The 23,200-nt window shown below is 69.5% G+C and carries 22 protein-coding genes, 4 tRNA genes and 1 pseudogene; 13 read left to right on the forward strand and 14 right to left on the reverse strand.

Translation table 11 applies throughout. The features are described 5' to 3' along the window. Positions 1-7: 7 nt before the first annotated feature. Positions 8-1,339 carry a DNA polymerase IV gene (locus ACZK39_RS07645; RefSeq protein ID WP_463612963.1) on the forward strand — a complete coding sequence of 444 codons (1,332 nt, stop codon included), beginning with the start codon at positions 8-10 and terminating at the stop codon, positions 1,337-1,339. Between the two features lie 4 nt (positions 1,340-1,343). Here ACZK39_RS07645 and ACZK39_RS07650 read toward each other — a convergent pair whose 3' ends face one another. Continuing rightward, positions 1,344-2,654: a DUF2254 domain-containing protein gene (locus ACZK39_RS07650; protein WP_463612964.1), complete on the reverse strand. Its 1,311-nt coding sequence runs from the start codon at positions 2,652-2,654 to the stop codon at positions 1,344-1,346. A gap of 67 nt (positions 2,655-2,721) precedes the next feature. Beyond that, positions 2,722-3,405, reverse strand: a complete 684-nt coding sequence (locus ACZK39_RS07655; RefSeq protein WP_463612965.1) for a hypothetical protein — start codon at positions 3,403-3,405, stop codon at positions 2,722-2,724. Between the two features lie 73 nt (positions 3,406-3,478). Between ACZK39_RS07655 and thpR the strand changes: the two genes are divergently transcribed. From thpR to ACZK39_RS07670, 3 genes are all read left to right on the forward strand, one after another. Continuing rightward, on the forward strand, positions 3,479-4,036 hold the full coding sequence (gene thpR / locus ACZK39_RS07660; protein WP_463612966.1) for an RNA 2',3'-cyclic phosphodiesterase: 558 nt from the start codon (positions 3,479-3,481) through the stop codon (positions 4,034-4,036). Positions 4,037-4,057: 21 nt separating this feature from the next. After that, positions 4,058-4,139, forward strand: a tRNA-Leu gene (locus tag ACZK39_RS07665). Between the two features lie 96 nt (positions 4,140-4,235). Further along, positions 4,236-4,583 (forward strand): NifB/NifX family molybdenum-iron cluster-binding protein, encoded by a 348-nt coding sequence (locus ACZK39_RS07670; protein ID WP_463612967.1) that lies wholly within the window; start codon positions 4,236-4,238, stop codon positions 4,581-4,583. A 489-nt stretch (positions 4,584-5,072) separates the two neighbouring features. Here ACZK39_RS07670 and ACZK39_RS07675 read toward each other — a convergent pair whose 3' ends face one another. From ACZK39_RS07675 to ACZK39_RS07690, 4 genes are all read right to left on the reverse strand, one after another. Next, complete coding sequence (locus ACZK39_RS07675; RefSeq protein ID WP_463612968.1) at positions 5,073-6,509, reverse strand: HNH endonuclease signature motif containing protein; 1,437 nt, start codon at positions 6,507-6,509, stop codon at positions 5,073-5,075. A gap of 834 nt (positions 6,510-7,343) precedes the next feature. Continuing rightward, a complete protein-coding gene (locus ACZK39_RS07680; RefSeq protein ID WP_463612969.1) occupies positions 7,344-8,468 on the reverse strand; it encodes a trypsin-like serine peptidase in 1,125 nt (374 codons plus the stop codon). An 80-nt stretch (positions 8,469-8,548) separates the two neighbouring features. Then, the gene (locus ACZK39_RS07685) at positions 8,549-9,205 is read right to left on the reverse strand and encodes an IMPACT family protein (RefSeq protein ID WP_459054748.1); all 657 of its coding nucleotides are present in this window, start codon (positions 9,203-9,205) and stop codon (positions 8,549-8,551) included. After that, positions 9,198-9,677, reverse strand: a complete 480-nt coding sequence (locus ACZK39_RS07690; RefSeq protein ID WP_182783577.1) for a peroxiredoxin — start codon at positions 9,675-9,677, stop codon at positions 9,198-9,200. Before ACZK39_RS07690 ends, ACZK39_RS07685 begins: the two co-directional genes overlap by 8 nt. Positions 9,678-9,753: 76 nt before the next feature. Between ACZK39_RS07690 and ACZK39_RS07695 the strand changes: the two genes are divergently transcribed. Beyond that, a complete protein-coding gene (locus ACZK39_RS07695; protein WP_182783579.1) occupies positions 9,754-10,086 on the forward strand; it encodes a DUF3618 domain-containing protein in 333 nt (110 codons plus the stop codon). On the opposite strand, the gene ACZK39_RS07700 is transcribed toward ACZK39_RS07695, so the two are convergent. The 4 genes from ACZK39_RS07700 to ACZK39_RS07715 all read right to left on the reverse strand — a co-directional run bounded on the left by ACZK39_RS07700 (position 10,087) and on the right by ACZK39_RS07715 (position 12,324). Beyond that, the gene (locus ACZK39_RS07700) at positions 10,087-10,494 is read right to left on the reverse strand and encodes an arsenate reductase ArsC (protein WP_182783581.1); all 408 of its coding nucleotides are present in this window, start codon (positions 10,492-10,494) and stop codon (positions 10,087-10,089) included. A 15-nt stretch (positions 10,495-10,509) separates the two neighbouring features. Continuing rightward, positions 10,510-11,502 (reverse strand): metalloregulator ArsR/SmtB family transcription factor, encoded by a 993-nt coding sequence (locus ACZK39_RS07705; protein WP_459054747.1) that lies wholly within the window; start codon positions 11,500-11,502, stop codon positions 10,510-10,512. A gap of 197 nt (positions 11,503-11,699) precedes the next feature. Continuing rightward, positions 11,700-11,775: transfer RNA gene (locus ACZK39_RS07710), tRNA-Lys, on the reverse strand. 72 nt (positions 11,776-11,847) lie between these two features. Further along, positions 11,848-12,324: a hypothetical protein gene (locus tag ACZK39_RS07715; RefSeq protein WP_463612970.1), complete on the reverse strand. Its 477-nt coding sequence runs from the start codon at positions 12,322-12,324 to the stop codon at positions 11,848-11,850. A gap of 140 nt (positions 12,325-12,464) precedes the next feature. On the opposite strand from ACZK39_RS07715, the gene ACZK39_RS07720 reads away from it, so the two are divergent. Next, positions 12,465-13,367, forward strand: a complete 903-nt coding sequence (locus ACZK39_RS07720) for an SDR family oxidoreductase (RefSeq protein WP_220489177.1) — start codon at positions 12,465-12,467, stop codon at positions 13,365-13,367. A gap of 491 nt (positions 13,368-13,858) precedes the next feature. Here the strand turns inward: ACZK39_RS07720 and ACZK39_RS07725 are convergent. Further along, positions 13,859-14,308: pseudogene (locus ACZK39_RS07725) on the reverse strand (O-acetyl-ADP-ribose deacetylase); the annotation flags it as partial. Between the two features lie 83 nt (positions 14,309-14,391). On the opposite strand from ACZK39_RS07725, the gene ACZK39_RS07730 reads away from it, so the two are divergent. Genes ACZK39_RS07730 through ACZK39_RS07740 form a run of 3 tightly spaced genes read left to right on the forward strand, consistent with a single transcriptional unit; the run spans position 14,392 to position 16,894 of the window. Continuing rightward, positions 14,392-15,291: an ABC transporter ATP-binding protein gene (locus ACZK39_RS07730; RefSeq protein WP_463612971.1), complete on the forward strand. Its 900-nt coding sequence runs from the start codon at positions 14,392-14,394 to the stop codon at positions 15,289-15,291. Continuing rightward, entirely contained in the window at positions 15,288-16,088 is an 801-nt protein-coding gene (locus ACZK39_RS07735; RefSeq protein WP_463612972.1) for an ABC transporter permease subunit, read from the forward strand. The genes ACZK39_RS07730 and ACZK39_RS07735 overlap by 4 nt, the downstream gene beginning before the upstream one ends. 8 nt (positions 16,089-16,096) lie before the next feature. Continuing rightward, positions 16,097-16,894 carry an ABC transporter permease subunit gene (locus tag ACZK39_RS07740; RefSeq protein ID WP_463612973.1) on the forward strand — a complete coding sequence of 266 codons (798 nt, stop codon included), beginning with the start codon at positions 16,097-16,099 and terminating at the stop codon, positions 16,892-16,894. A gap of 51 nt (positions 16,895-16,945) precedes the next feature. On the opposite strand, the gene ACZK39_RS07745 is transcribed toward ACZK39_RS07740, so the two are convergent. Both ACZK39_RS07745 and orn read right to left on the reverse strand, forming a co-directional pair. Continuing rightward, a tRNA-His gene (locus ACZK39_RS07745) sits at positions 16,946-17,021 on the reverse strand. Positions 17,022-17,075: 54 nt separating this feature from the next. Next, positions 17,076-17,711, reverse strand: coding sequence for an oligoribonuclease (gene orn, locus ACZK39_RS07750; RefSeq protein ID WP_463612974.1), 636 nt, complete (start codon positions 17,709-17,711; stop codon positions 17,076-17,078). Positions 17,712-17,761: 50 nt separating this feature from the next. Here orn and ACZK39_RS07755 point away from each other — a divergent pair. Then, positions 17,762-17,834, forward strand: a tRNA-Arg gene (locus ACZK39_RS07755). Here ACZK39_RS07755 and ACZK39_RS07760 read toward each other — a convergent pair. Continuing rightward, complete coding sequence (locus ACZK39_RS07760; protein WP_182799366.1) at positions 17,800-18,432, reverse strand: 2'-5' RNA ligase family protein; 633 nt, start codon at positions 18,430-18,432, stop codon at positions 17,800-17,802. The genes ACZK39_RS07755 and ACZK39_RS07760 overlap by 35 nt on opposite strands. 60 nt (positions 18,433-18,492) lie before the next feature. Between ACZK39_RS07760 and ACZK39_RS07765 the strand changes: the two genes are divergently transcribed. The 3 genes from ACZK39_RS07765 to ACZK39_RS07775 are packed head-to-tail and all read left to right on the forward strand — an operon-like array spanning position 18,493 to position 23,194. After that, entirely contained in the window at positions 18,493-19,869 is a 1,377-nt protein-coding gene (locus ACZK39_RS07765) for a PrsW family intramembrane metalloprotease (protein ID WP_182783598.1), read from the forward strand. Next, complete coding sequence (locus ACZK39_RS07770) at positions 19,866-21,593, forward strand: GTPase family protein (protein WP_463612975.1); 1,728 nt, start codon at positions 19,866-19,868, stop codon at positions 21,591-21,593. The genes ACZK39_RS07765 and ACZK39_RS07770 overlap by 4 nt, the downstream gene beginning before the upstream one ends. Further along, entirely contained in the window at positions 21,593-23,194 is a 1,602-nt protein-coding gene (locus ACZK39_RS07775; protein ID WP_463612976.1) for a GTPase, read from the forward strand. Before ACZK39_RS07770 ends, ACZK39_RS07775 begins: the two co-directional genes overlap by 1 nt. Positions 23,195-23,200 lie beyond the last annotated feature (6 nt).

Here is a 23,200-nt window from a genome sequence, read left to right on the forward strand (position 1 = left end):
TCGGCCCATGCCACGCCGCATACTGCACCTTGACCTGGACGCCTTCTTCGCCGCCGTCGAGCAACGCGACAAGCCCAGCCTGCGCGGCAAGGCCGTCGTCGTGGGCGGGGCGGGGCCGCGGGGGGTGGTGGCCACCGCCTCCTACGAGGCCCGCCGGTTCGGGGTGCGCTCCGCGATGTCCGGGGCCGAGGCGCGCCGCCGTGCGCCCAACGCCGCCTTCCTCGGCGGCCGGTTCGCGGCGTACCGGGAGTCCTCGCGGATCGTGATGGCGCTCCTGCGGGAGGTGTCGCCCGTGGTGGAGCCGCTGAGCCTCGACGAGGCGTTCGTGGACCTCGGGCCCTCTGGGTGGGCCGACGAGGAGATGCCCCAGCGCGTGGCCGCGCTGCGGGCCGAGCTCACCGCCCGCACCGAGGGTCTGACGGCCTCCGTGGGGGTGGCGTCGTCGAAGTTCCTGGCCAAGCTCGCCTCGGAGGCGGCCAAGCCAGACGGTGCCCGCATCATGGACCCCGCCGAGGAACTCGATTTCCTGTCCCAGCTGCCGGTGCGATCCATCCCCGGGGTAGGTCCGGCCACCGAACAGAGACTGTCGGCCATCGGCGTGCACACCGTCGTGGACCTGCGGGCCGCGGACAGTGCCGAACTGATCCGTGAGCTGGGTCAGGCCGCCGGGGAAGGCCTGGCCGCGCTCGCCTGGGGCCGCGACACCCGCGCGGTGCAGCCCCAACGTGACCCGAAGTCCATCTCGACGGAGGACACCTTCGCCACCGACCTCACCGACCGAGCCCAGCTGGAGGCGATCCTGCGCCGCGATGCCGCCGCCGTCGCGGGCAGGCTCAGCCGCGCCGGCTACTTCGCGCGCACCGTCACCGTCAAGGTGCGGTTCCCGGACTTCACCACCCGCACCGTGGCCCGAAGCCTGGGAGGTGCCACCGACGCCGTCGACGTCATCACCGCCGCCGGGCTGGAACTGCTCGGAGAGGTGGACGTACGGGAGGGCGTGCGGCTGCTGGGGATCGGGGTGAGCAACTTCGCCACCTCAGCACAGGAACGGCTCTTCGGTGACGAGGAGACGACATCGACGGTCACGGAGGTGAGCCTCGGCGACGACGTGGGGCTCAGCGGGGTGCGCGGCCGCGGCTTCCATCCCGGGGCGGATGTGGTCCATGACGAGCACGGTCGCGGCTGGGTGTGGGGGTCCGGCCTGGGGAGGGTCACGGTGCGGTTCGAGACGCGCACCACGGGTCCGGGGCCGATCCGGACGCTGCCCGTCGACGACCCGGGCCTCAGCCCTGCGGGGATCTACGCGCTCCCGCGAGCCGTGGTCGAAGACGACGGGTGACAGGTCAGGGCCGGGCCGGAGGCTGTGTGACCGAGTCTGCCCGGCTCGTGGCCACATACTGCCTGAGGGTGGCCAGATCCGGGGCGGTGAGTTCACCGTCGGCCTCCTGCACCAGCAGATCGACGTGGCGGTCAGCACGGGCGGCCAGCGCGGGGTCCACCGCCGCCACGCGGATCCTGGCGGCGAGGTCCACCAACGATTCCAGCACGATGCGGGCGTTCAGCGCGTAGGGGCGCAGGTGCTCGAAGGGCATGTCGACGATCTCCGCGGCGCGCACGGGCCTCAGATACAGGCGCGGGGCCCCGTCGTCATCGACGAGGATGGTGCCGGTGTCCGGCCGGGAGACGGCGGTCAGCACCCCGGCGGCCACCTCCTCCACGGCGTTGACCGCCGTGTAGGGGTCGTTGGTGCCGGGGGAGAGCGCCCGGACGGCGAGCTCCACCACCTGTTGCTCCGCGAAGCGCACGTCCTGCTCCGTCGTCCGGGAGGGGCCGACGTGCACGTGGTCGCGGATCCTGTGCTGCGCCACGTCGACGGCCTCCGCCGGCCATACCAGGGCCAGGGGCTCGTCCTCCATCACCTGGTCCCCGACCCGCTTGAGCAGCCGCACGGAGGTGGCGGTCTGGGTGATGTCCTCGGCGAGGTCGCGGATGTCGATCCTGGTGAGATAGCCCGACCTGCCCAGCGTCGCGACGCCGCCTCCCTCGCGGGGCTGATCGAAGTGGTCGACGTGCTTGTCGTCGGGGTCGAGCCAGTTGTCCCTGACCGCGCGGCGGAAGTCGTCGCGGGCACCCTTGACAAGGGCGTCGACCTGGACCGATCCGGCGATGTGATGGATGAACCAGACGAAGAGGAAGACGTCCACCACGCCCAGGGCGATGGCGCCGTTGACGGCGATGTGCGGCACGAAGGCGGAGCCATCGTCGCTCTCGGAGCGGATGGTACGCAACACCATGAGCGTGTAGACGAACGTGGCCACCAGCACCCCCAGGACGATCTGGTTGTTGCGGTCCCGCATGAAGTTGCGCACCAGACGCGGCCCGTACGTGGTGGAGGTGGTGCTGATCACCGAGATGGTGATGGAGAAGGCGGTGCCCGCGACGCCCAGGAACGACGCGACGGCCGAGAGCAGGGCCCTTGCCCCGTCGACGCCGGTGTCGAACAGGAAGCTCTCCACCACGCCCGGGAGGGGCAGTTGCGCGCGATCGGCCGCTACCAGGAGTTGCGACGCTGCGATCGCGGCGGTGATGAACAGCGCGGGGATGAACCAGAACCGTTGCGGAACGTCAGATAGCCAACTGCGGAGTCTGCCCATATCGGCAGGCTAGTGGAGGGCGCTCCGCCGTGGGAGAGGCCCGCGTCACGGGTCGGTCAGCGACGCCCTAGCTGAAGGCGGACCAGCCCACCATGAACAGCCCGCGCTGGGGCAACCAGAAGTCGCCCAGCGCCTGCTGCTCGGCAAGCGGGGCCGGGACGCCGAGAGAAACCCCGGCCAGCGTCGCTGACGAATCCTCAACCAGCCAGATGCGGCGCGGTCTGGCCACATAGCTCTGTCCATTGGGCGTCCCGCCGATCAGCGCCAGCCGGCCGGTGCGGAGGAAGGCGGAGGCGACCGCCCCCATCATCCGGGAGAACACCTCACCTCGCCACAGCGGATCGGGGAGGGCGTTGCAGGCGGCCGACATCGCCGTCGTCAGGGGAGTGGATCGCAGGGTGATCGTCCAATCGAGGTCCACGGGGTGACCCACATGGACCAGAAGGGTAGAGTCTCCGGTCCAGGCAATCGAGACAGCTGTTTCGAACTCCCCGTCCAGGGCGGCCCCGAAGTACCGGGGGCAGGACTGCTGAGGTGCGACGTTGGCGGCCATCGTCCAGGATCCGGCGGGATCCCTGATCCAGACAGCGTTGTACCTCGGCCCCACCGTCGAGACCGGAAAATGACGAAGGGCGAGGAGGTGCCCCGACGAGAAGGGCTGGCCGACCACGCCGAAACCCGCGAACCGTTCGTCGGTGCCGGCCGGCGGCCTGGCATCCTCAGCCTCAAGTGCGGCAGACCTGGGATCCATGCCTCACTCTACGTCCGGCTCAGGGCGGTTGACCAGAGAGCGACGGGCGTACGCTGGCCGCATGGGAGCGCGCATGTTTACCGCAGTCCTGCCGCCCGCCGGTGTCATCCGTCAGTTGGACACCCTGCTGGAGCCCAGACGCGACGCCGAACCGTCGCTGCGCTGGACCCGCCCCGAGGGGTGGCACATCACCACCTCGTTCATGGGCGAGGTGCCGGAGGAGAACCTCGGGCGGCTGGAGGAGAACCTGGCGGAGCTGGCGGCCCGGACGCGGCCGTTCGACGTGGAGCTCGTCGGCGGCATCGCTTTCCCCGATCCGGCCAGGTCCCGGGTGCTCGGCCTCGCGGCGGCCACCCCGGACGACCGGTTGGCGTCGCTGTCGGCGAGCTGCCGGGCCGCCGCCAGCAGGGCTGGGGTCGCGGCGGACGGCGCCCGGTTCGTCGGACACCTGACCCTGGCCCGGCACAACCGCGGGCTGCTCGCCGTGCGTTGGCTCGAAGTGTTCGACTCCTTTCCCAGCTGGCGTTGGGTGGCCGACGAGTTGTGCCTGGTGGAGTCGCACCCGGGCGCGCGCTATGTGGTCGCGGAGAGGTTCCCGCTGGGCGGGAAGCCGACGGGTCCCCTAGACTGAACGGCGCCCCCGACAGGGCGAGCCGAAGTGGTGGAATTGGTAGACACGCAGGATTTAGGTTCCTGTGCCCTCGGGCGTGCGGGTTCAAGTCCCGTCTTCGGTACCGCGCAGGTGCGATGATCCCACCCGCCTTCAGCCTCGTCTCCGCCCAGTGCGATAGTGGGCGGGTTCCACTCCGCTCGTCTCACTGGAGGACCTCATGTTCGTCGCCACACCCGTCACCCCCGATGGCCACTCCGCACCGTCCTGGGGCAAGGCGCACTGGATCGGCGTCGCGGAGGTCACCGACGGCGAGGTCACGTCGTGGCGGATCGACGAGGTGGCCTGGGATGTGTCCCACGACGCCGGCACCCACGGCTCGCACCACGCGCGCATCGTGCGCTTCCTCAAGGACCAGTCGATCAGCGCCGTCGTGGTGGATCACATGGGGGAGGGGATGGTGCGCGTCATGAACACGATGGGTATCCCCATCCTCTCGGCCACTCCTGGCGACGCCCGCGTCTCCATCCTGAAGGCTCTGGAGGCCGCCAGTACCACCGCCCCCTGAGGAGGGCCGCCCGCGGAGCGTGGCCCGTCCCCATCGCTCCCTGAGGAGGCGCGCCGCCGAAGGCGCGGGTGCTGTCTCGAAGGGTCGTGACTTCCACCTTCACGCGGTTTTTGTGGTCGGGTGCGGTGAGCCGTGAGCCGATGCCCATGCGGCCGATGTCCATGTTCTTGAGATCGCCGCGGACGGGGTTTGTGGTCGGGTTGTTGAGGCCGCCCGGGCATCGTCTCGCGTCTCCCCGCACTCGCCCTGCTTGTGGCGTTGCCTGTTCCCGGGTGCGGCTCGGCAGGGCGGCGTTGGGGTCGGGCCTGCTTGAGCGGGATGCCGGTTGGGCGATCCTCGGGTTGGGCACCGCTACGCAGTGCCGCCCTGCCGTCCCCCACCCTGGCTCTCAGGGGAGGGTTCTCGACCTGAACATCAATCCCTGACTGAGGCCGCTGCGCTGCGCTCGTGAGCGGGTCGTCGGGCCCTGGTGAACCAGCGGGCTGACCTCTAGCCGGCGGAAGCCCAGACGGCGGAGCTGCGGCGGATGAGTTCGTCGAGATCCGGCGCACGGCGCTCAGGCACGATCGGCGAGACCGAGTCAGGCAGGCCGGGGTCGGGTGGGCAGGGTGGTCCCGCGACGCGGGGTGCGAGTTGCTGTAGCCGGTGGCGTTGATGCTGCCTCGGCCTGCGCGCCGGATCGATGTGCCGGGCTGGGGTGAACCACGGCATACCTGTGGCGAGGTCGAGGTGAACCTGCCATTGGGACTCCTCCGACTGCAGCGGATCCGGCTCCACCAGCCGATGATGGAACGGGCAGAGCAACACGCCGTTGGCGAGGCACGTCGCGCCGCCTTGCCACCACGGAATGATGTGATGCGCCTCACAGCAGGCCGGTGTTGCGGCACAGCCAGGGAACACACAGCCCTGATCCCGCTCGACGAGTGCGGCCCGGAGGGCGGGGGTGAACAGGCGATGCGTGCGCCCCACGTCCAGTGGCCGCGACGCGGTGCCCAGCACCATCGGGATCAGCCGCGCGTCGCAGGCCAGGCGGCGGGCCTCCCCCGCCGACAAACCATCGACCCCGCCGGCGCCGAGGACGCTGACTTCACCCAGCCCGGTGGTGAGGGTGTCGTAGTTGAGGGTGATGTGGACCTGGGGCCGGTCCACCCCATGCGAGGGCAGGGTGCCGCCACTGGCGGCGTGCTGGGTCAGCAGCAGCAGGGCGTCGGCGCGGCGCGCGCCGCGGCTCGCGGTCTCGCCGGTGGTGCCGTAGGTGGAGGCCGCGGGCATCAGGGCATCGAGTTGCGCGGTGAGGAGGGCGGCGTCGGCGACGGGGAGTTGGCCGGTGATCCGCATCGACCCGTGGAAATCGGGAGACAAGTGCAGGAACCTGTCCCGGTGCGCGGCGGCCCCTTCCCGGGCCAGACGTGTCGCGTCGTCGGCATCCGACCCGTGGGGGTCAATCACCTCGACCAGCCGCGATGCCAGGATGCGTAGCTCGGTGGGGCCGAGGGTGTCGGCGTGGGCCAGGATCAGTTCCTGGCATTCGATCAGCTGGGCGCGGGTCAGGCGCGCCGGGAGTTTCCTGAGCCCGGCGACGATCGCCTCCGCCTGCGCCACCGACACTGAGCCTTCACTCAACGCGGCGCCGATCAGCGGGAACCGGTCCCCCAAATCCTGCGCGAGGCGCAGTGTGGCGGTGGCTTGGGCGGGGGTGGTGCGCACCGACTGCCGCACCCCGTCGATCACCGCGTCCGCGGCCGAGAGCTTGGCTTCGTGGAGCAGGTGCAGCCGCAGCCCGGCCAGTTGGGCCTCGGCCTCACTGATGGAGTCCATCAGCCCGCTGAGGCGTTGCATCGCGATCTCGTCTGCGCCGATGGATGCGGCGGCGTCCCAGAGGGCGGCGATGTATCGCTGTCCCAGGTCTGCCACCGTCTCGCTCATGTGAATCACTCTGTCACCGGCCACTGACAGAAACGGGCCCAGAACCCCGCCCCTGCAGAAGAAATTCAGGCAATTTCTGGTTGTCTCTGGGAGCATGCCGCGTAGGTCGAGGCCAGGAAGTGACATGCCTTGTCAACCGACAGTTGAGTCGGTTCGAGAGCATCCGTGGTTCCCGATGTGAACACTTGGTCGGGGCCTGCTCGACGGTCGGGTTGGCTTCGACGCGGGCTGCGCCGCTACGCGGCTTTGCCCGGCTCACCCAGCTGTCGGAATGGGGCGGGTTGGCCACGACGGAGGTTGCGCCCTCCGCGGGCAAGTTCGAGCACGGAGGGTCCCGCGCCTGACAGGTAAGGGTGGGGGACAGCAGGGCGGCACTGCGCAGCGGTGCCCAACCCGACGATCACCCAACCGGCATCCCGCCCAAGCAGACCCAACCTCAACGCCGCCCTGCCGGCCCGCACCCGGGACCTGGCAACGCCACAGGCATGACGAGTGAGGGGAGACGGGAGACGATGCCCGGGCGGCCTCAACACCCCAGCCACCAACCAGACCAGCAGTCGACAACGGGACTCTGGACAACGGCCGCCCGGACATCGACTCACGGCTCACCGCACCCGACCATGAGATTCGCACGAAGGTGGTAGTCACGACCCTTCGAGACGGCACCCGCGCCTTCGGCGGCGCGCCTCCTCAGGGAGCGGGAGTCGACCGGCCACATCGCTTCGCGGGCGGCCCTCCTCAGGGAGCGGGAGTCGACCTGCCACGCCGCTCCGCGGGCGGCCCTCCTCAGGGAGCGAAAGGGGACAGGCCCCGCCGCTCCTTAAGCGGAGCTGCTCAGGGGAAGTCGTTGCGGGCTCGGATGATGAGGTCCACCATGTGTGAGCCGCCGCTCGCACCATTGGTGGAGGCGTTCTGCCAACTCTGGTCGGCCACCACTCGGGGCCACGGCTCACCCTCCCACCACCCGAACATCGGCCCGCCGGACTGGCCCGGGATCACGTCGGCCTGGTGCATGATGGCCTGCGCCGTCTCCGGCTGGGAGTCGTGCCCGTCGAGGCTGAAGTCCCCGACGAAGCAAGGGCGGCTGCCGCCGGCGATGTCCTGCGGGTAGCCGATGTGGCTCCAATAGTTGCCGCCGTCCCACGAGTCCGAGTAGGTGCGCGAGCCCATCCACCCGGTCAGGTCACCCATCCGCCGGTCGAGCACCACCACCACGTAGTCGTGCCGTTCCTCGGTGCCCTCGATGGTGGGCCCGAACACCTGCTCCTGCCAGTAGATGTGGATCCCCCATGCCGTGCCGAACGGGGTGCTGCCGTCGAAGTAGCTGGGCATGAACTTGATCCAGCCCGCCACGTGCGGGTCCGGGTTGACGATCCAGCCGATAGCGTGGCTGCAGGTCAGGAGGTGGCGGGGGCCCACCATCGCCCCCGACGCCCAGCCGCCGTTGGACGTCTCCACCCTTCCGGCGGTGCACCACGGGAAGCCGGTGTCGCTGAAGTCGTAGCGGTTGTCGGTGCCGAAGACGGTGGTGGCCCACTTCGCGTCCGGGTCATCGAGGCTGGGGATGCGGCCCTTGAGTCGACGGCGCAGCCTTCGGTCCAGCTTCTCCGGCTTCACCCGGAGATCCAGGTGGTCAGGCAGGAAACCGACCACCGCGTCGGAGTGCTCCTCCTCCGTGAACAACCGTCGTCGAGAGGAGAGTTTGGTGCTGTCCACGCCGGGTCCGAACGAGTGGACGCCGATGGCCTTGCGAGGGATGGTCAGGTCCACGCGGAAGGTCTTGTCGTCGCTGAGCGCAACCACAGGCTCGACCACCTCGACGTGGCGCACCTCCGGGATGGGTTCGCGGCCGGTGAGGAACAGGGTCTCGGTCACGCCCTCATCGGGCGGTGATGTGAGGGCCTCGCGGGCCTGGACGGCGCGTTCGAGGCGCTCATAGCGGATCGGTTCGGAGCTCATGGTCATCTCCCTCGTCTGGGACCGCCGTGCCAGCGGTCACACCCGTGAAGAGGCGCGCAACAGCCGTCCTGATACGCGAGCTATCCCATCCAGCGCTCGCCGGCTGGCGCCGCTGTCAGGCTCCCCCCGGAGATCGTTGCCAGCACCGCCGCGAAGTCGGACTCGCCGCCGGCCTGCACCGCGACCGTGATGTGTGCGCGGTCGGTCCACTCCACCCCGTCGACCACCACGGTCAGGCCGGACGGCAGGATCAGCCCCCGTAGCTGGTTCTCGTAGGCGCCGGCCTCGGCGTAGTCCACGTCGACCCTGAGCAGGCGGCTCAGCCGCACCTCGCGGATGCCCACCGCCTCCACGGCCGCGGCGACGGCGTCGGAGTACGCCCGCACAAGTCCTCCGGCGCCCAGCTTGATGCCGCCGAAGTAGCGGGTCACCACCGCGACAACGTCGGTCAGCGCGTTCTTCTGCAGCACCTGCAGCATCGGCAGCCCGGCGGTGCCGGCGGGCTCGCCGTCGTCAGAGCTGCGGGCGGTGCGCCCATCCACCCCCAGAACGAACGCGGAACAGTGGTGGCGGGCGTCAAAATGTGCCGATCGCCGTTCCTCGACGACGGCGCGGGCGGCGTTTTCAGTGGACACCCTGCGGAGCCGGGTGAGGAACCGCGACCGCCTGATCTCGAGTTCGACGTCGACGCCACCGCCCTGCGAGACGTCGATGGTGCGGAACGAGGTCTCAGACACCCAGCTCGCGCCGCAGCTTGGCCACGTGGCCCGTGGCCTTCACGTTGTACTGCGCCACGCGCACGATGCCCTCGCCGGCGTCGTCGACGTCGATGACGAAGGTGGAGCGGAGCACGCCCTCGATCTCCTTGCCGTACAACTTGCGAGGGCCGTAGGCGCCGTACAGGTTGTGCACCGCCTTGCCCGGATCCGCAAGGAGGGTGAAGCCCACTTCAGAGGTCTGCTTGAACTTGGCTAGGCGTTCCACCGGGTCCGGCGAGCAGCCGAGCACCGTGTAGCCGGCTTCGGTGAACTCCTCCAGCGACTCGGAGAAGTCCACGGCCTGCGTGGTGCATCCGGGCGTCATCGCCGCGGGGTAGAAGTAGAGGATCACAGTGCCGCCGGCGTGATCTGCCAGGGAGACGCTCGCGCCGTCCTGATCAGGGAGGGTGAAGGCGGGGGCGGCGGAGCCGGTGGTCAGGCGTGCGGTCATGCGCCACATTCTAGGGCCCCCAACCACGGGCTGGTTTCGTTGAATAGGCTGGGGGCAGTCAGTTGAGGAGAACCGCATGTCTAATGGCTCACGATCCGTCGATGAGATCCGCGCAGACCTGGCCGCGGCGCGCGCGAAGCTCGCTCAGGCCACGTCGGATGCGGTGGAGTCCGTCAAGCCGCAGAACATCGCCCGGGCTGGGGTGGACCAGGCCAAGCAGTTCGCCAAGGCCGAGTTCGACGCTGTGGCCGCCCAGGTTCGCGACGATGAGGGCGGCTGGCGCACCGACCGACTGATCGCCATCGGTGGGGCGGTGCTCGGGCTGGTGGTGTTCGTGGTGACCATCAACACCATCGCCAACCGTCGCACCTCCCTTGAGGCGCGCACCCGGCGGGCCCTCACCCGCTGATCACGCAGCCGGCAGTAGCTCGGCGATCAGCTCCTCCACGCGACGGCGGATGTCGTCGCGGATGGGGCGCACGGACTCCACGCCCTTCCCGGCAGGGTCCTCCAGGACCCAGTCCTCATAGCGCTTGCCCGGGTAGAAGGGGCAGGTGTCGCCGCAGCCCATGGTGACCACCACGTCGGAGACCTGCACGGCCTCCGTGGTGAGGATCTTGGGGCTCTCGGCCGAGATGTCGATCCCCTCCTCGGCCATCGCCTCGACGGCGGCCGGGTTGATGCTGTCGGCGGGGGCCGAGCCGGCTGAGAGGACGTCGATCCTTCCCTGGCCGAGGTGGCGCAGATAGCCGGCGGCCATCTGGGAGCGGCCGGCGTTGTGGATGCAGACGAAGAGGACACTGGGCTTGTCGGTCATGGGGTCAGGGGCCTTTCAGGTGGTGGGGATGCCGAGCTCGACGAGCAGGCCTTGAAGCTTGGCGGAGATCTGGTCGCGGATGGGGCGGACGTCGTCGGGTGACTGGCCCGCCGGGTCCGGGAGCTCCCAGTCCAGGTAGCGCTTCCCGGGGTAGATGGGGCACGAATCGCCGCAGCCCATGGTGACGACGACGTCGGCGGCGCGCACCACGTCGTCGGTGAGGGGCTTCGGGAACGCCTGACCAAGCTCGAGGCCGATCTCGGCGAGGGACTCGATCACGGCTGGGTTGATCTCGGAGGCAGGCAGCGAGCCGGCGGAGCGCACGTGCACCCGGCCGGGGGCCATCGCGGTGAGGAGCGCGGCGGCCATCTGGGAGCGGCCCGCGTTGTGGGTGCAGACGAACAGCACCTCGGGGACCGTCTTGGCGATGTGGCCCTGCGACTGCGCCAGAGCAGTCAGCCGCTCCTGGGCGAAGCGGACGGCCAGCACCGGCACGAAGGTCTTGATCCGTGCCGTGCGGTACAGCGTCTGGAAGGACTCGTGGACGTAGCGGTCCACGGTCTCGCGGGCGAAGGTGCCGGTGAAGCGGTAGGTGAGCTCGTCGACGCCGCGGGCCAGGACATGCTCGACGGTTCCTGCCGAGGGCAGCTCGAGGTGAGCGGATTCGTGGACCTCGGGCGCCGGCCCCTTGCTGAAGGAGCCCAGCGCCTGGGCGACCTCATCCAGCTTGGTGGGCACCACGCGGTAGAAGACCCACGTGCCCTCCTTGCGGCGGGTGAGGAGCCCGGCCTCGAACAGCACCTTGAGGTGGTGGGAGACGGTGGGCTGGGCCAGGTCGATTGAGCCGGTGAAGTCGCAGACGCAGGCCTCGCCGCGCGGGTCGGCGGCGATCATGGCCACCATGCGCAGGCGTGCGGGGTCTGACAGTGCCTTGAGGGCGGTGGTGAGCTCGGAGGCGCGCTCCGGGCTGAGCGGATCAGGTAGGTCTACCTGCTCACAAATTGACATAGATAAATAGTGACATGCGTCGATACAAGGTGCAATGTGCTGGGTCCGCGAGGCGATGGGCGCACAGGAGTGGCTACCTGATGTCGCTCGCGATTCGATGATGAGTCCGGCGCTGACCAGATCGAAGAGGGGCCCCGTGGGGCACAAACGCCACGTGGCCCCCGCCCCGAAGGGCGAGGGCCACGTGGCTACGACGTTGGTACACCGCCAGGGACTTGAACCCTGAACCCGCTGATTAAGAGTCAGCTGCTCTGCCAGTTGAGCTAGCGGTGCGCGCGAGGACCAACTGTAGACGCTACCTTCCGGCGAAGTCCAATCGGCGGGCCGGCTCTGACCGGGTGACGCTCAGGGTGCCGCTTGGATGAGCTCCAGGAGCGCCGGCTCCAGGTTGCGTCCGTTCTTCGACACGTCCGTCACCTGAACGGCCACCGCCCCCTGCCACTCGATGGCCAACGAGTCGGCCAGAATGCCGCGGGCGGAGGTCAGCCTGAGATCGGGGTGGGCCCGGTAGTCGATGCTGATCGCGGTGCTTTGATCGTCGGGTTCCCGGATGATGCGGAGAAACCGGTCCGTCAACACGATTGCCGCCGGCTCGAGCGTCAGCGACTTGTCCACCGGCACCTGGCCGACGCACACCAGGATCGCGGTCTCCCCGCCGTCGAGGAAGTAAGGCAGCGTTCCCAGTAGTTCGCGGTTCATCGTCACTTCGCCCTCGGTCAGCCCGACGGCGGCCTGCTGTACCCCATGGCTTCCGGGTAGCGCGGCAGCTGGCGCGTCCACGTCCACCGCCTGATCCTCGTTGCCCGGCCCCCAGTTGCCCATGTGAACTCCTTCGCCCGCACTTTCGCTCATGGTAGCGCCGCATAAATCGGGAGGCGGGACGTTGTTTGCCACTCAGAGGAAGTGGGTACGTCCCCTCCAGGGGCAACGCTCCGACCAGAGAGAACCACGGGAGGATGACCATGGATCTGTACGCAGTGGACAAGTCAGCTCGAGAGCTCGCAGGGGAGAAGGGCGGGTTCCCCGCCCAGGAGCAGCAACCCCCGGGCCTGACCCCACCGATGGACCCGTACCCCGATCACGGCGAGGAGTCGTGGGTGGGCCGCGACCGCCTTGCCGGCCTCAAGGCGCTCATCACCGGAGGAGACTCGGGCATCGGGCGTGCCGTGGCCATCGCCTACGCCCGTGAAGGCGCCGACGTCGCCATCAATTACCTCGCCGAGGAGCAGTCCGATGCCGACGAGACCCGGACGTGGGTGGAGAAGGCGGGCCGGACCTGCGTGCTGCTGCCTGGGGACCTGACCGACGAGGCTGTCTCCCGCGGAATCGTCGACGACGCGGCCTCCGCGCTCGGCGGCCTGGACATCGTCGTCAACAACGCAGGCTTCCAGTGGGCCCGCCGCGGGAACGGGCTGGCCGATGTGACCACCGACGAGATGGACCGCGTGTTCAGGACCAACCTGTATGCCCTGTTCTGGGTGACCCAACAGGCACTCGAGTACCTGGGCAGGGGGTCCAGCATCATCAATGTGAGCTCCATCCAGGCCTACGATCCGTCGGAACCGCTGATCGACTACGCGGCCACGAAGGCTGCGATCAACAACTTCAGCGTCAACCTGGCCGCCGACCTCGGCGCGAAGGGCATCCGGGTCAACGCGGTGGCGCCCGGGCCCATCTGGACTCCGCTGCAGCCGGCCACGAAGCCGGGGGAGGGCATGCCCACGTTTGGCGGAAACACCCCGCTGGGCCGCGCGGGCCAGCCGTCGGAGCTCGCCGGCGCCTTCGTGTTCCTCGCCAGCCCGGCCGAGGCGTCCTACGTCAGCGGCACCGTGATCGGGGTCACCGGCGGGCGTCCGGTCTTCTGACCGCATCAAGCCCCGCCCGGTGGGTGGGGGTACCGAACACCGCTTCCCCAGCCGATCTCCCAGCCTGCTGAGTCGTCGAAGTAGTCAGCGGAGGCGAGGGGCAGCCGTCCGGCCTCCTCAACGCGGCTCAGCAGCCCGGCGAACCACTCGACGTAGGCGGGATCGTCGTGCGTGGCGCTGAGCCCCGGCCACTGGCCGAGGATGAGCTCGGCCACCTCCTCGGGGCCGGCGGCGAGGGTGACCTCCCCGCCGGCGAATCCCGTCAGGTCGCCGGTGGTGTAGCGGAGCACCTCGCGTGGCGGGCGATCCGCACCGGGATCCGTCGCGGTGAGGGTGGCCCGCCAATGCATGCCCGAGGGGCTGATGCTCGGCCAGACCCGGATGCGGTGGTAGCCGCGCTCGTGCAGCGCGCGCACCCCCCGGAGGATGCGCAGCGGCGTCCCCGCCGCGAGCGCCTGCCGGACCTCCTCCAGCGTGCTCTGGGCGGGCGTCACGATCCTCACCTCGTCGACCCGGGTCGACGCCGACGCGATGCTCTCGACGGCCGCGGCCACGGCGTCGCTCAGCGGCCAGCCGTACACGCCGGCGCTGATCAGCGGGAACGCCACGCTGCGGGCCCCGAGCTCGTCGGCGACCTGCAGCGCGCGGCGATAGCAGGATTCCAGCAGGGCGCGGTCGCGTTGCCCGGCGGCATAGTTGGGGCCGACGGTGTGGATCACCCAGCGGGCCGGCAGGTCGCCGCCTGTGGTCCATCCCGCGTCTCCTGTGGCGAGCCCGGTCGGGAACCGGGCGATGCAGTCGCGGAGGATCGCGGGGCCGCCGGCTCGATGGATGGCGCCGTCGACGCCCCCGCCTCCGCGCATCCGGTTGTTGGCGGCGTTGACGATCGCGTCCACGCTCTGTTCGGTGATGTCGCCCTTCACGGCAGTGATCGCGGTCATGATCCCAGTGTGGCCCGAAGCTCACTCCGTCAACCGCGGATGGCTACGATTGGAGGTGGTTTCCACGGCTCATCGGAGCAGAGATGTACGTCATCGAGACGCAGAAGTTGACCAAATCCTACGGCAGCGCCCGCGGCATCGTTGATGTCGACATGTCGGTGCTGGACGGCGAGATCTACGGCTTTATCGGGCCCAACGGGGCCGGCAAGTCCACCACCATCAGAACCCTGCTCGGCCTGATCCACCCCACCAGCGGCTCCGCGACCGTGTTCGGGAAGGACATCACCGAATTCGGTCCCGAGATCCGGCAGGAGGTCGGATACCTGCCCTCTGAGGTCTTCTACTACGACGACATGCGGGCCATCGACCTCCTGAAGTACTCGGCGAGCTTCTACGCCAAAGATCGCAAGGCCACCGAGGTGAGGATCCGGGAGCTCGCCGAGATGTTCGATCTGGACCTGAAGAAGAAGATCGACGACCTGTCCTACGGCAACAAGAAGAAGGTCGGGATCATCCAGGGCTTGGCCCACGAGCCGAAGCTGATCATCCTCGACGAGCCCACCGGCGGCCTGGATCCGCTCATCCAGCAGCAGTTCTTCCGCCGGCTGAGGGAGGAGAACCAGAGGGGCGCCACCATCCTGTTCTCCTCGCACATCCTGGGGGAGGTGCAGCGACTCTGTGACCGGGTGGCCATCATCAAGGAGGGCTCGATCATCAAGGTCGAGGAGATCAGGACGCTTCTCGAGAACCAGACCAAGCGCTTCCGGGTGGAGCTGACCGGGCCGCCGGACCCGTCGCGCTTCCGGATCGACGGCGTGAGCGACCTTGTGTTGACCAACCACTCTGCGAGTTTCCTCTACCGCGGCCGGATCAACGAGGTCACACGGATGCTCGCCGAGCAGGACCTCGTCGACCTCCTCGTCGAAGAACCGGACCTGGAGGAGATCTTCCTGCACTACTACCAGAGGGGGGACGAGCGGTGAACGTCTTCCTGAGGGAGCTGAGGGCCCACGGCAGGTCGACGCTCAGCTGGGTGCTGTCCCTCTCCGGGATCCTGGTGGCGTTCATGGCGCTGTATCCCACGTTCACCCGTGACGTCGAGGTGATGAGTGAGGTGTTCGGGCAGTTCCCGGAGGTCGTGCTCGACGCGCTGAACATCTCGGTGGAGACCTTCTTCAGCATCTACGGCTTCTTCGGCTACCTGCTCAGCTTCGCGATCCTCGCCGGATCCATCCAGGCGATGAACCTCGGGACCGGGATCATCTCGAAGGAAACCTCGGGAAAGACGGCGGACTTCCTGTTGTCGAAGCCGATCACCAGGTCCCGCGTGGTCACCGCCAAGCTCGGCGCGGCTCTGGCGCTGCTCATCCTCACCAATCTCGTCTTCGCGGCGGTCGCCTTCACCGTCGCCTCTGTCCTGTCCGAAGAGGGCTTCTCGGCTCGGACCTTCCTTCTCATGGCGTCCACCCTGTTCCTGGTGCAGTTGTTCTTCCTAGCCCTCGGGACGCTGTTTGCCGTCACGATCCCCCGGATCAAGTCGGTGGTCGCGGTGTCTCTGCCCACTGTCTTCGCGTTCTACATCGTCGGCGTGGTGGGAGACGTCCTGGCCAACGACGAAGCCTGGTTCCTGACGCCGTTCAAGTACTTTGAGACCGGGCACATCATCGCCAACTCGAGCCTGGAAACCGCGCCCCTCGTCGTCCTGGCTGCCTTCGTCGTCGTCACGATCGCACTGAGCTACCTGATCTACGTACGCAAAGACGTGCGGGCGTCGGCGTAGGAGAAGTGATGAACGTCTTTCTGCGTGAGTTGAAGGTCCACCGCCTGGGGCTGCTCTTCTGGTCGCTCGGCATGGTGGCGATGGTGGGCGCCGGCATGGCGAAGTTCGCCGGCTACGAGGAGGCGGGCCAGTCGGTGGAGCAGTTGATGGCCACGCTGCCGAAGGCGGTCCTGGTGGTGTTCGGGATGACCGGCTTCGATCTGTCGACGGCGAGCGGGTTCTACGGTGTGCTGTTCCTGTACGTGGCCGTGATGGGGGCCGTACACGCCGTCCTCCTCGGCTCCACCCTCATCTCGAAGGAGGAGCGGGACAGGACCTCCGAGTTCCTGTTCGCCAAGCCCATCACCCGTGGCCGTGCGCTGACCGGCAAGCTGCTCGCCGGCCTGGTCAATGTCCTTGTCCTCAACCTCGTGACCACCGCCTCGTCGCTCTACTTCGTCGGCTTCTTCGGCGACGGGCGGTCCTCCAGCGATGAGGTGGCCGTCCTGATGGTGGGGCTGCTGTTCCTGCAGCTCATCTTCCTGGCGGTGGGCGCCCTCGTGGCGGGTGCATCGAGGCGCCCGAAGCTGGCCGCCTCAAGGTCTACCTCGGTGATGTTCCTGACCTTCCTCGTCTACTACCTGGTCAACCTCAACGAGGACCTCGCCTTCCTGAGGTTCCTGACGCCGTTCAAGTACTTCGACGCGGCCACGCTGATGGCTGACGGCGCCCTGGACCCGGTGTTCGTGGCACTGTCCGTGGGCATCATCGCCCTGGCCGTCGTCGGGACCTATCGCCTCTTCGCGGACCGCGACCTCACTGTGTGAGCGCCGATGGCGCAATAAACCCGCCCCGAGATGTTCGGGGCGGGTTCTGCGTGGGGTGAGTAACGGGACTTGAACCCGCGGCCCCCTGGACCACAACCAGGTGCTCTACCAGCTGAGCTATACCCACCATGTTGCCGTCAAGCCCACAGGGGCGCGGCGACTGAGAAACAATAGCGCACCCCTAGTGGCCCCGCGAAATTGCCTCACCTGCGGCCCCGGTGACGGTGCCCCGATGGCGCTCCGCGATGACACGCAGCTCCGTCGGCGACGGGCCGGGCGGGGGCACGAAGACCGCCTCGCGGTAGTAGCGCAGCTCCTCGATGGACTCCTGGATGTCTGCCAGCGCCCGGTGGTTGCCGGCCTTCTTCGGCGCACCGTAGTGCACCCGCGGGTACCACCGCTTCGACAGCTCCTTGATGGTGGACACGTCCACGTTGCGGTAGTGCACCCACTGCTCCAGCTCCGGCATGTCGCGGGCGAGGAACGCGCGGTCCGTCCCGATGGTATTGCCCGCCAGCGGAGCCTTGCGGGCCACCGGCACGTGGGTCCGGACGTAGTCCATCACCTGCTCGGTGGCCTCGGCCATGGTCACGCCCAGGGGGAGCTGGTCCAGGAGGCCGGACTTGGTGTGCATGGCGCGGACGAAGTCCCCCATCTGCGCCAGGGCCGCGTTGCTGGGCTTGATGAGGATGTCCACACCCTCGCCCAGCACGTTGAGGTCGCCGTCGGTGACGAGCACGGCCACCTCGATCATCGCGTCCTCGACGACGTCCAAGCCGGTCATCTCGCAGTCGACCCACACCAGTTTCTCGCTCATGGGAGCCAAATCTAGGCCCTCGGGCCAAGCCCGTTACACTCAGGTGACCAGCCCCTGTAGCTCAGCGGATAGAGCATCTGACTTCTAATCAGCCGGTCGCAGGTTCGAGTCCTGCCTGGGGCGCCGTCGTTGGCAGAGACCAATTGGCCAACTCGATGAAGTCGAACCACCCCAGCTCCGGGCGCACTGTCACGGACAGCAGGTGCGCCGTCGCCACCCGCATCCGACCCACCGGCGCAGCGCCCGTCAGCCTGCCCCGCACCTCGTCGTCGGAGACCTCCCCTGTGGCATAGGCCAGCGTCACGTGCGGCGCGTACGGGCGGTCGGGCATCGTGCCCCCGAACGTGGCCAGGGCGGCGCGGCGCACCGCGTCGACCAGCGACTCCCACCCGGACGTGGACCCCGCGACACACTCGACGGCGACGTCGTGCACCTCCGGCGCCCCCACCTCCAGATCGAATGCCGGGACGCCGGCCAGCTCGACGGTGAGGGCGTCGCCCAGGCGCGTCAGTTCGGCCATCGACAGATCGTCGAACTGGGCCAACCGGTTGACGGTGAAGTGCAGCCACGCGCGCGGCATCACGGGGAGGTTCGGCACCCCGGCCAGCCGGGACTGCAGGTCCTCCAGGCGGTCCGCGGCCTCGTCGTCGGGCAACACGTAGACGTGGAGTGAGCCATCGGGCTGGTCCCAGGGCGTCATGGAGGCGAAGAAGCTCTGCATGGCCACACCGTAACGGCATCTCACCGGTCCCGGAGGCGCGGCGGGTAGGCTGTCGCCATCATGACTACCGCGGAGATCGCCACCAGGCAGCGACGCCTCAACGGGCTGCCCGTGCCGGATGCCCGCCCGTGGTACCGGCGCATGCTCGCCAATCCGCTGTTCTGGATGACGCTCGTCCTCCTCCCGGCCTACGCGTACTTCGTCTACGCCCAGTACTGGATTCTGGCTCCGCCGCAGACGTTCGAGGACGGCACCCAGACCCTCGGCATCACCACGGAGGCGTTCCGCAAGGCCGCCTTCTGGGCGATGTGGACGGCGCTGGCCTACTCGGCGCTGTTCATCTGGCTGGACCGCTTCCGGGCATCATCGCCGGTTGCCTGGCTGCTGACGTTCCTGTGGGGAGCCTGCGCCTCCACCTGGGTGTCCATCCACGTCAACTCGTGGGCCGCGGAGATGATGGCCACCACAGAAGCCAACTCGGACACCGGATCACGCGCGGCGGTGTTCTCGGCGCCGTTCATCGAGGAGCTGTCCAAGGCCACGATCCTCGTGGTGCTGGTGATCTTCATGCGGCGGCGGCTGGTGTCGCGGTTGAGCATGGTGGCGCTGGCGGGCCTGTCCGCGGCGGGCTTCGCCTTCACGGAGAACATCATCTACTACGCCCGCGTGTGGATGCAGGCCACCAACGACATCACCATCGCCAACCCGGACGAGACCATGATGGAGCTGGTCATGCTGCGCGGGGTCTACACCTCGTTCGGGCATCCGCTGTTCACCCTGATGACGGCCTCGGGCCTGGTCATCGGGCTGGGCGCGCGCAGCAGGATCGTGCGCGTCCTGGCCCCGGTGGGCGGCTTCCTGCTCGCCTGCGCCGGCCACATGTTGTTCAACGGCCTCGCCTCCACCAATCCCATGGACCAGCTGCAGCGGGCCTGGTACCTCGCCCTCGCGCTCGTCGGTGTGATCATCATCTCCCTGATCGTCAGCGTCGTCGGAAACGGCCAGCTGATCCGGGCCCGGCTCACCGACTATCAGCGCGCCGGATGGCTCACCGAGCAGGATGTCGCGGTGTTCGGCGGCCCCCTCAAGCGGCTCAAGCTGCTCTGGTTCGCCCTCTTCAGAGGGCCCCGCACCTGGTGGCACACGGCCACCCTGGTGCGGCGCGTCACCGAGCTGGCCTACCTCCGCAACTCCATGACGCGCGGCGTCGTCGACGAGGCGGGGGACCTGCACGCCCGAGACCTCGTCCACGAGATCGACGCCCTCCGCGGCAAGGCCCTCACCGACACCACCGGCCTGCGCCTGATCGAGCGCCGCCGCACCCGGTCCCTGCCGCCCCCACCGCCCGACGGCGCCACCCCTGGCCCGCTGACCAGCAGCTATCCGCCACCCCAGGCGCCCGGCCCCGCCGGCGTGGGCGGGAACTGGCCCCGATGAGCGGCGCAGACAGCCTCGCCCGGGCCTTCCACCAACTCGACGACGCCCTCGGCGGCGCCCAGTTCCCGCTGCCTCTGCCAGGAGCCGAGGAGCTGCGGGCCATGACGGTTTCGCTGGGTCACCAGGTGCGCGACTACCTCCTTCCGCGCGCCTCGCGCCTCGACGCCCCGCTGCTGGCCGTCGTCGGCGGGTCCACAGGCGCAGGCAAGTCCACCCTCGTCAACTCGCTGCTGCGGGCCTCCGTCACCAGGCCCGGCGTCCTGCGCCCCACCACCAAGTCCCCGGTGCTGGTGTGCAACCCGGCAGACGAGGCCTGGTTCCGCAGCGACCAGGTGCTGCCCGCGCTGGTGCGCACCGACACCCAGCTGCACGACTCGCGCGCCCTGCACATCGTCTCCTTCCCGGACCTCAAGCCGGGCCTGGCGCTGCTCGACGCGCCAGACATCGACTCGGTCGACGACGCCAACCGCACCCTGGCGCGCCAGCTGCTGCTGGCCGCGGACCTGTGGCTGTTCGTCACCTCGGCCGCCCGCTACGCCGACGCCGTGCCCTGGGACTACCTGGCCGCCGCCGCCGAGCGCAACACCGTCGTCGGCGTCATCGTCAACAGATGCCCGCCCGGCGCCGTCGGCGAGGTCTCCGGTCACCTCGCCGAGATGCTGGCCGAGCGCGGGCTGGCCTCGGCCAAGCTGTTCGCCGTCGTGGAACGCTCGCTGCCGCCGGACGGCATGCTCCCGGCCGGGGATGTGGCAGGCATCCGGCACTGGCTGGAGTCCCTCGCCGCCCAGTCCGAGGCCCGCTCCCAGGTGGCGGTACAGACACTGGCGGGGTCAGTGCGCTCCATCGACACCCAGCTGAAGGACCTCGGCGAGGGAATGGCGCGCCAGGAGGCCGCCATTGAAGAGCTCCGTGAGCAGGCCGCCCGCGCCTACCGCCAGTCCGCGGCGGACGTCAGCCAGGCCGCCGGCGACGGCACCATGCTGCGCGGCGAAATCCTCAGCCGTTGGCAGGACCTGGTGGGCACCGGCGAGTTCATGCGCACAGTCGAACAGCGCATCGGCGCTCTCCGAGACCGGATCACCGGCTGGTTCACCGGCGACGAGCGCGTCCAAGCCGTCGAGGTGGCCATCTCGGACAACCTGGCCGCCGTCGTCAAGGACGCCGGCGAGCGGGCCGCCGAGGCCACCGCCGTGGCGTGGTCGCACACCCGATGGGGCCGCGACATCATCGTCGCCGAACCCTCGCTGGCCACCGCGTCGGCAGGCTTCGACGAGGCCGCGGCCGCCGCCATCCGGGCCTGGCAGTCCGACGTGCTTCAGCTCGTCGAGGAGCAGGGTCGCGGGAGGCGGATGAAGGCCCGGTTCCTGGCGCTCGGCACCAACGCCGTCGGCGCGGCGCTCATCATCTACGTGTTCACGCTCACCGGCGGCCTCACCGGCGCCGAGGTCGGCATCGCGGGCGGGGCCTCGGTCCTCGCCCAGCGCCTCCTGGAGGCCGTCTTCGGTGAGGACGCCGTCCGCAAGCTGGCCGAGCAGGCGCGGCGGGAGCTGGAGGCCCGCGTCGACGGTGCGCTGTCGCTGGAGCTCGCCCGCTACACCGAGGTGCTGGACTCGCTGGCCGTGGACCCGGGGGCCGCGGCCGGGCTCGAGGCAGCCCGCGATTCACTCCGGTCGGCCGCCCGGGACGCGTTCGACGACCTGACCAAGCCCGTGGGGATGGACTGATGGCCGCCGTCGCCCAGCAGCTCGAGGTGCTGCGCGAGGCGCTGGACCTGGTGGCCGGCCGCATCCCAGAGGACGTTGAGCGGCGAACCCTGGACGTCCTCGGGCGCGCCGGGCGCCGTCTCGCTGCCGGCGAGCAGACCGTGGTGGCGCTGGCCGGCGCCACCGGCTCCGGGAAGTCGTCGCTGTTCAACGCGCTCACCGGCGCGCGGCTGGCCGAACAGGGCCCCCGCCGCCCCACCACCTCCACCACGCTGGCGGCCAGCTTCTCCGCCACCAACGTCGCGCTGCTGGACTTCCTCGGCGTTGAACGCCGCCACGAGGTGGCCCCGCCGGAGCCGCGGATGGCGGATCTGGTGTTGCTGGACCTCCCGGACCACGACTCCACGGCCTCGTCGCACCGCGTGGAGGTGGACCGCATGGTGGGTGTGGTGGACCAGTTCGTCTGGGTGCTCGATCCGCAGAAGTACGCCGACGCGGCGCTGCACAAGAACTACCTGCGGCCTCTGGCCCAGCACCGCGAGGTGATCACCGTGGTGCTCAACCAGGCGGACCGGCTCACCCCGTCTCAGCTCGAGCTGTGCCTGGCCCACATCCGCCGGCTGCTGGTCGACGACGGCCTGGACGACGTGCCCCTGATCGCGACCAGCGCCGTCACCGGCGCGGGCGTGGCCGAGCTGCGCGACCACCTGGCCCGCGTGGCGGCCGGGAAGCGGGCCGCCGCCGCCCGGCTGGCCGCGGACGTGAGTGTCGAGGCCGGGGCGCTCGACGAGGCCGTCGGCCGCGGCCGGGTCGTCGCCGCGGACAAGGGCACCGTCAGCCGACTCACCACTCACCTCTCGGGCGCCGCCGGCGTTCCCATCGTCGTCGACGCCGTGCGAAGCTCGGTGCGCCACCGCGGCCAGCTCCACACCGGCTGGCCCCTGGTCAAGTGGCTCGGAAGGCTCCGTCCGGACCCCCTCAAGCGGCTGCGGCTCGGCGCGCCCAAGGAGAAGGCGCAGCTGGAGGGGCCGGCGCTGACGCGCAGCTCGCTGCCCGCCCGCTCAGCCGCGGCCGGTGCGCAGCAGTCCTCCGGCCTGCGGGCGGTCGCGGCCGAGCTGGGCGAGGGGATGCCGCCGGTGTGGCAGGAGGCCATCGCCCGCGCCGTGCGCAGCAACGAGCACACGCTGGCCGACGAGCTGGACCGCGCCGTCGTCGCCACGGACCTGCGGGTGTCGCGGACGCCGCTGTGGTGGCAGGTGATCCGCGTCCTGCAGTGGCTCCTGATCGGCGCCGTCGTGGTGGGTCTCGGCTGGCTCACGCTCAACGTGGTGCTTTCCTACTTCGGGCTGGGGCAGCTGGCCACGGTGCCCGTCGGACCCGCGGACGGCCCGCGGGTGCCGCTGCCCACGGTGCTCGCGCTGGGCGGTGTCGCGGCGGGGATCGTCCTGTCGTTCGGCTCGCAGCTGGCCATCGGCGCATCGGCCAACCGCGCCGCCCGCAGGGCGAAGAAGGCGCTGGAGGCCTCCGTCGCGACGGTGGCCCACGAGCTCGTGCTGCGGCCCGCTGAGGGTGAGGTGGCCCGCTACGCCGCCGCCCGGGCCGCACTGGACCGGCTGCTCTGAGCCCAC

The organism is Tessaracoccus luoxuelianae (assembly GCF_055326245.1).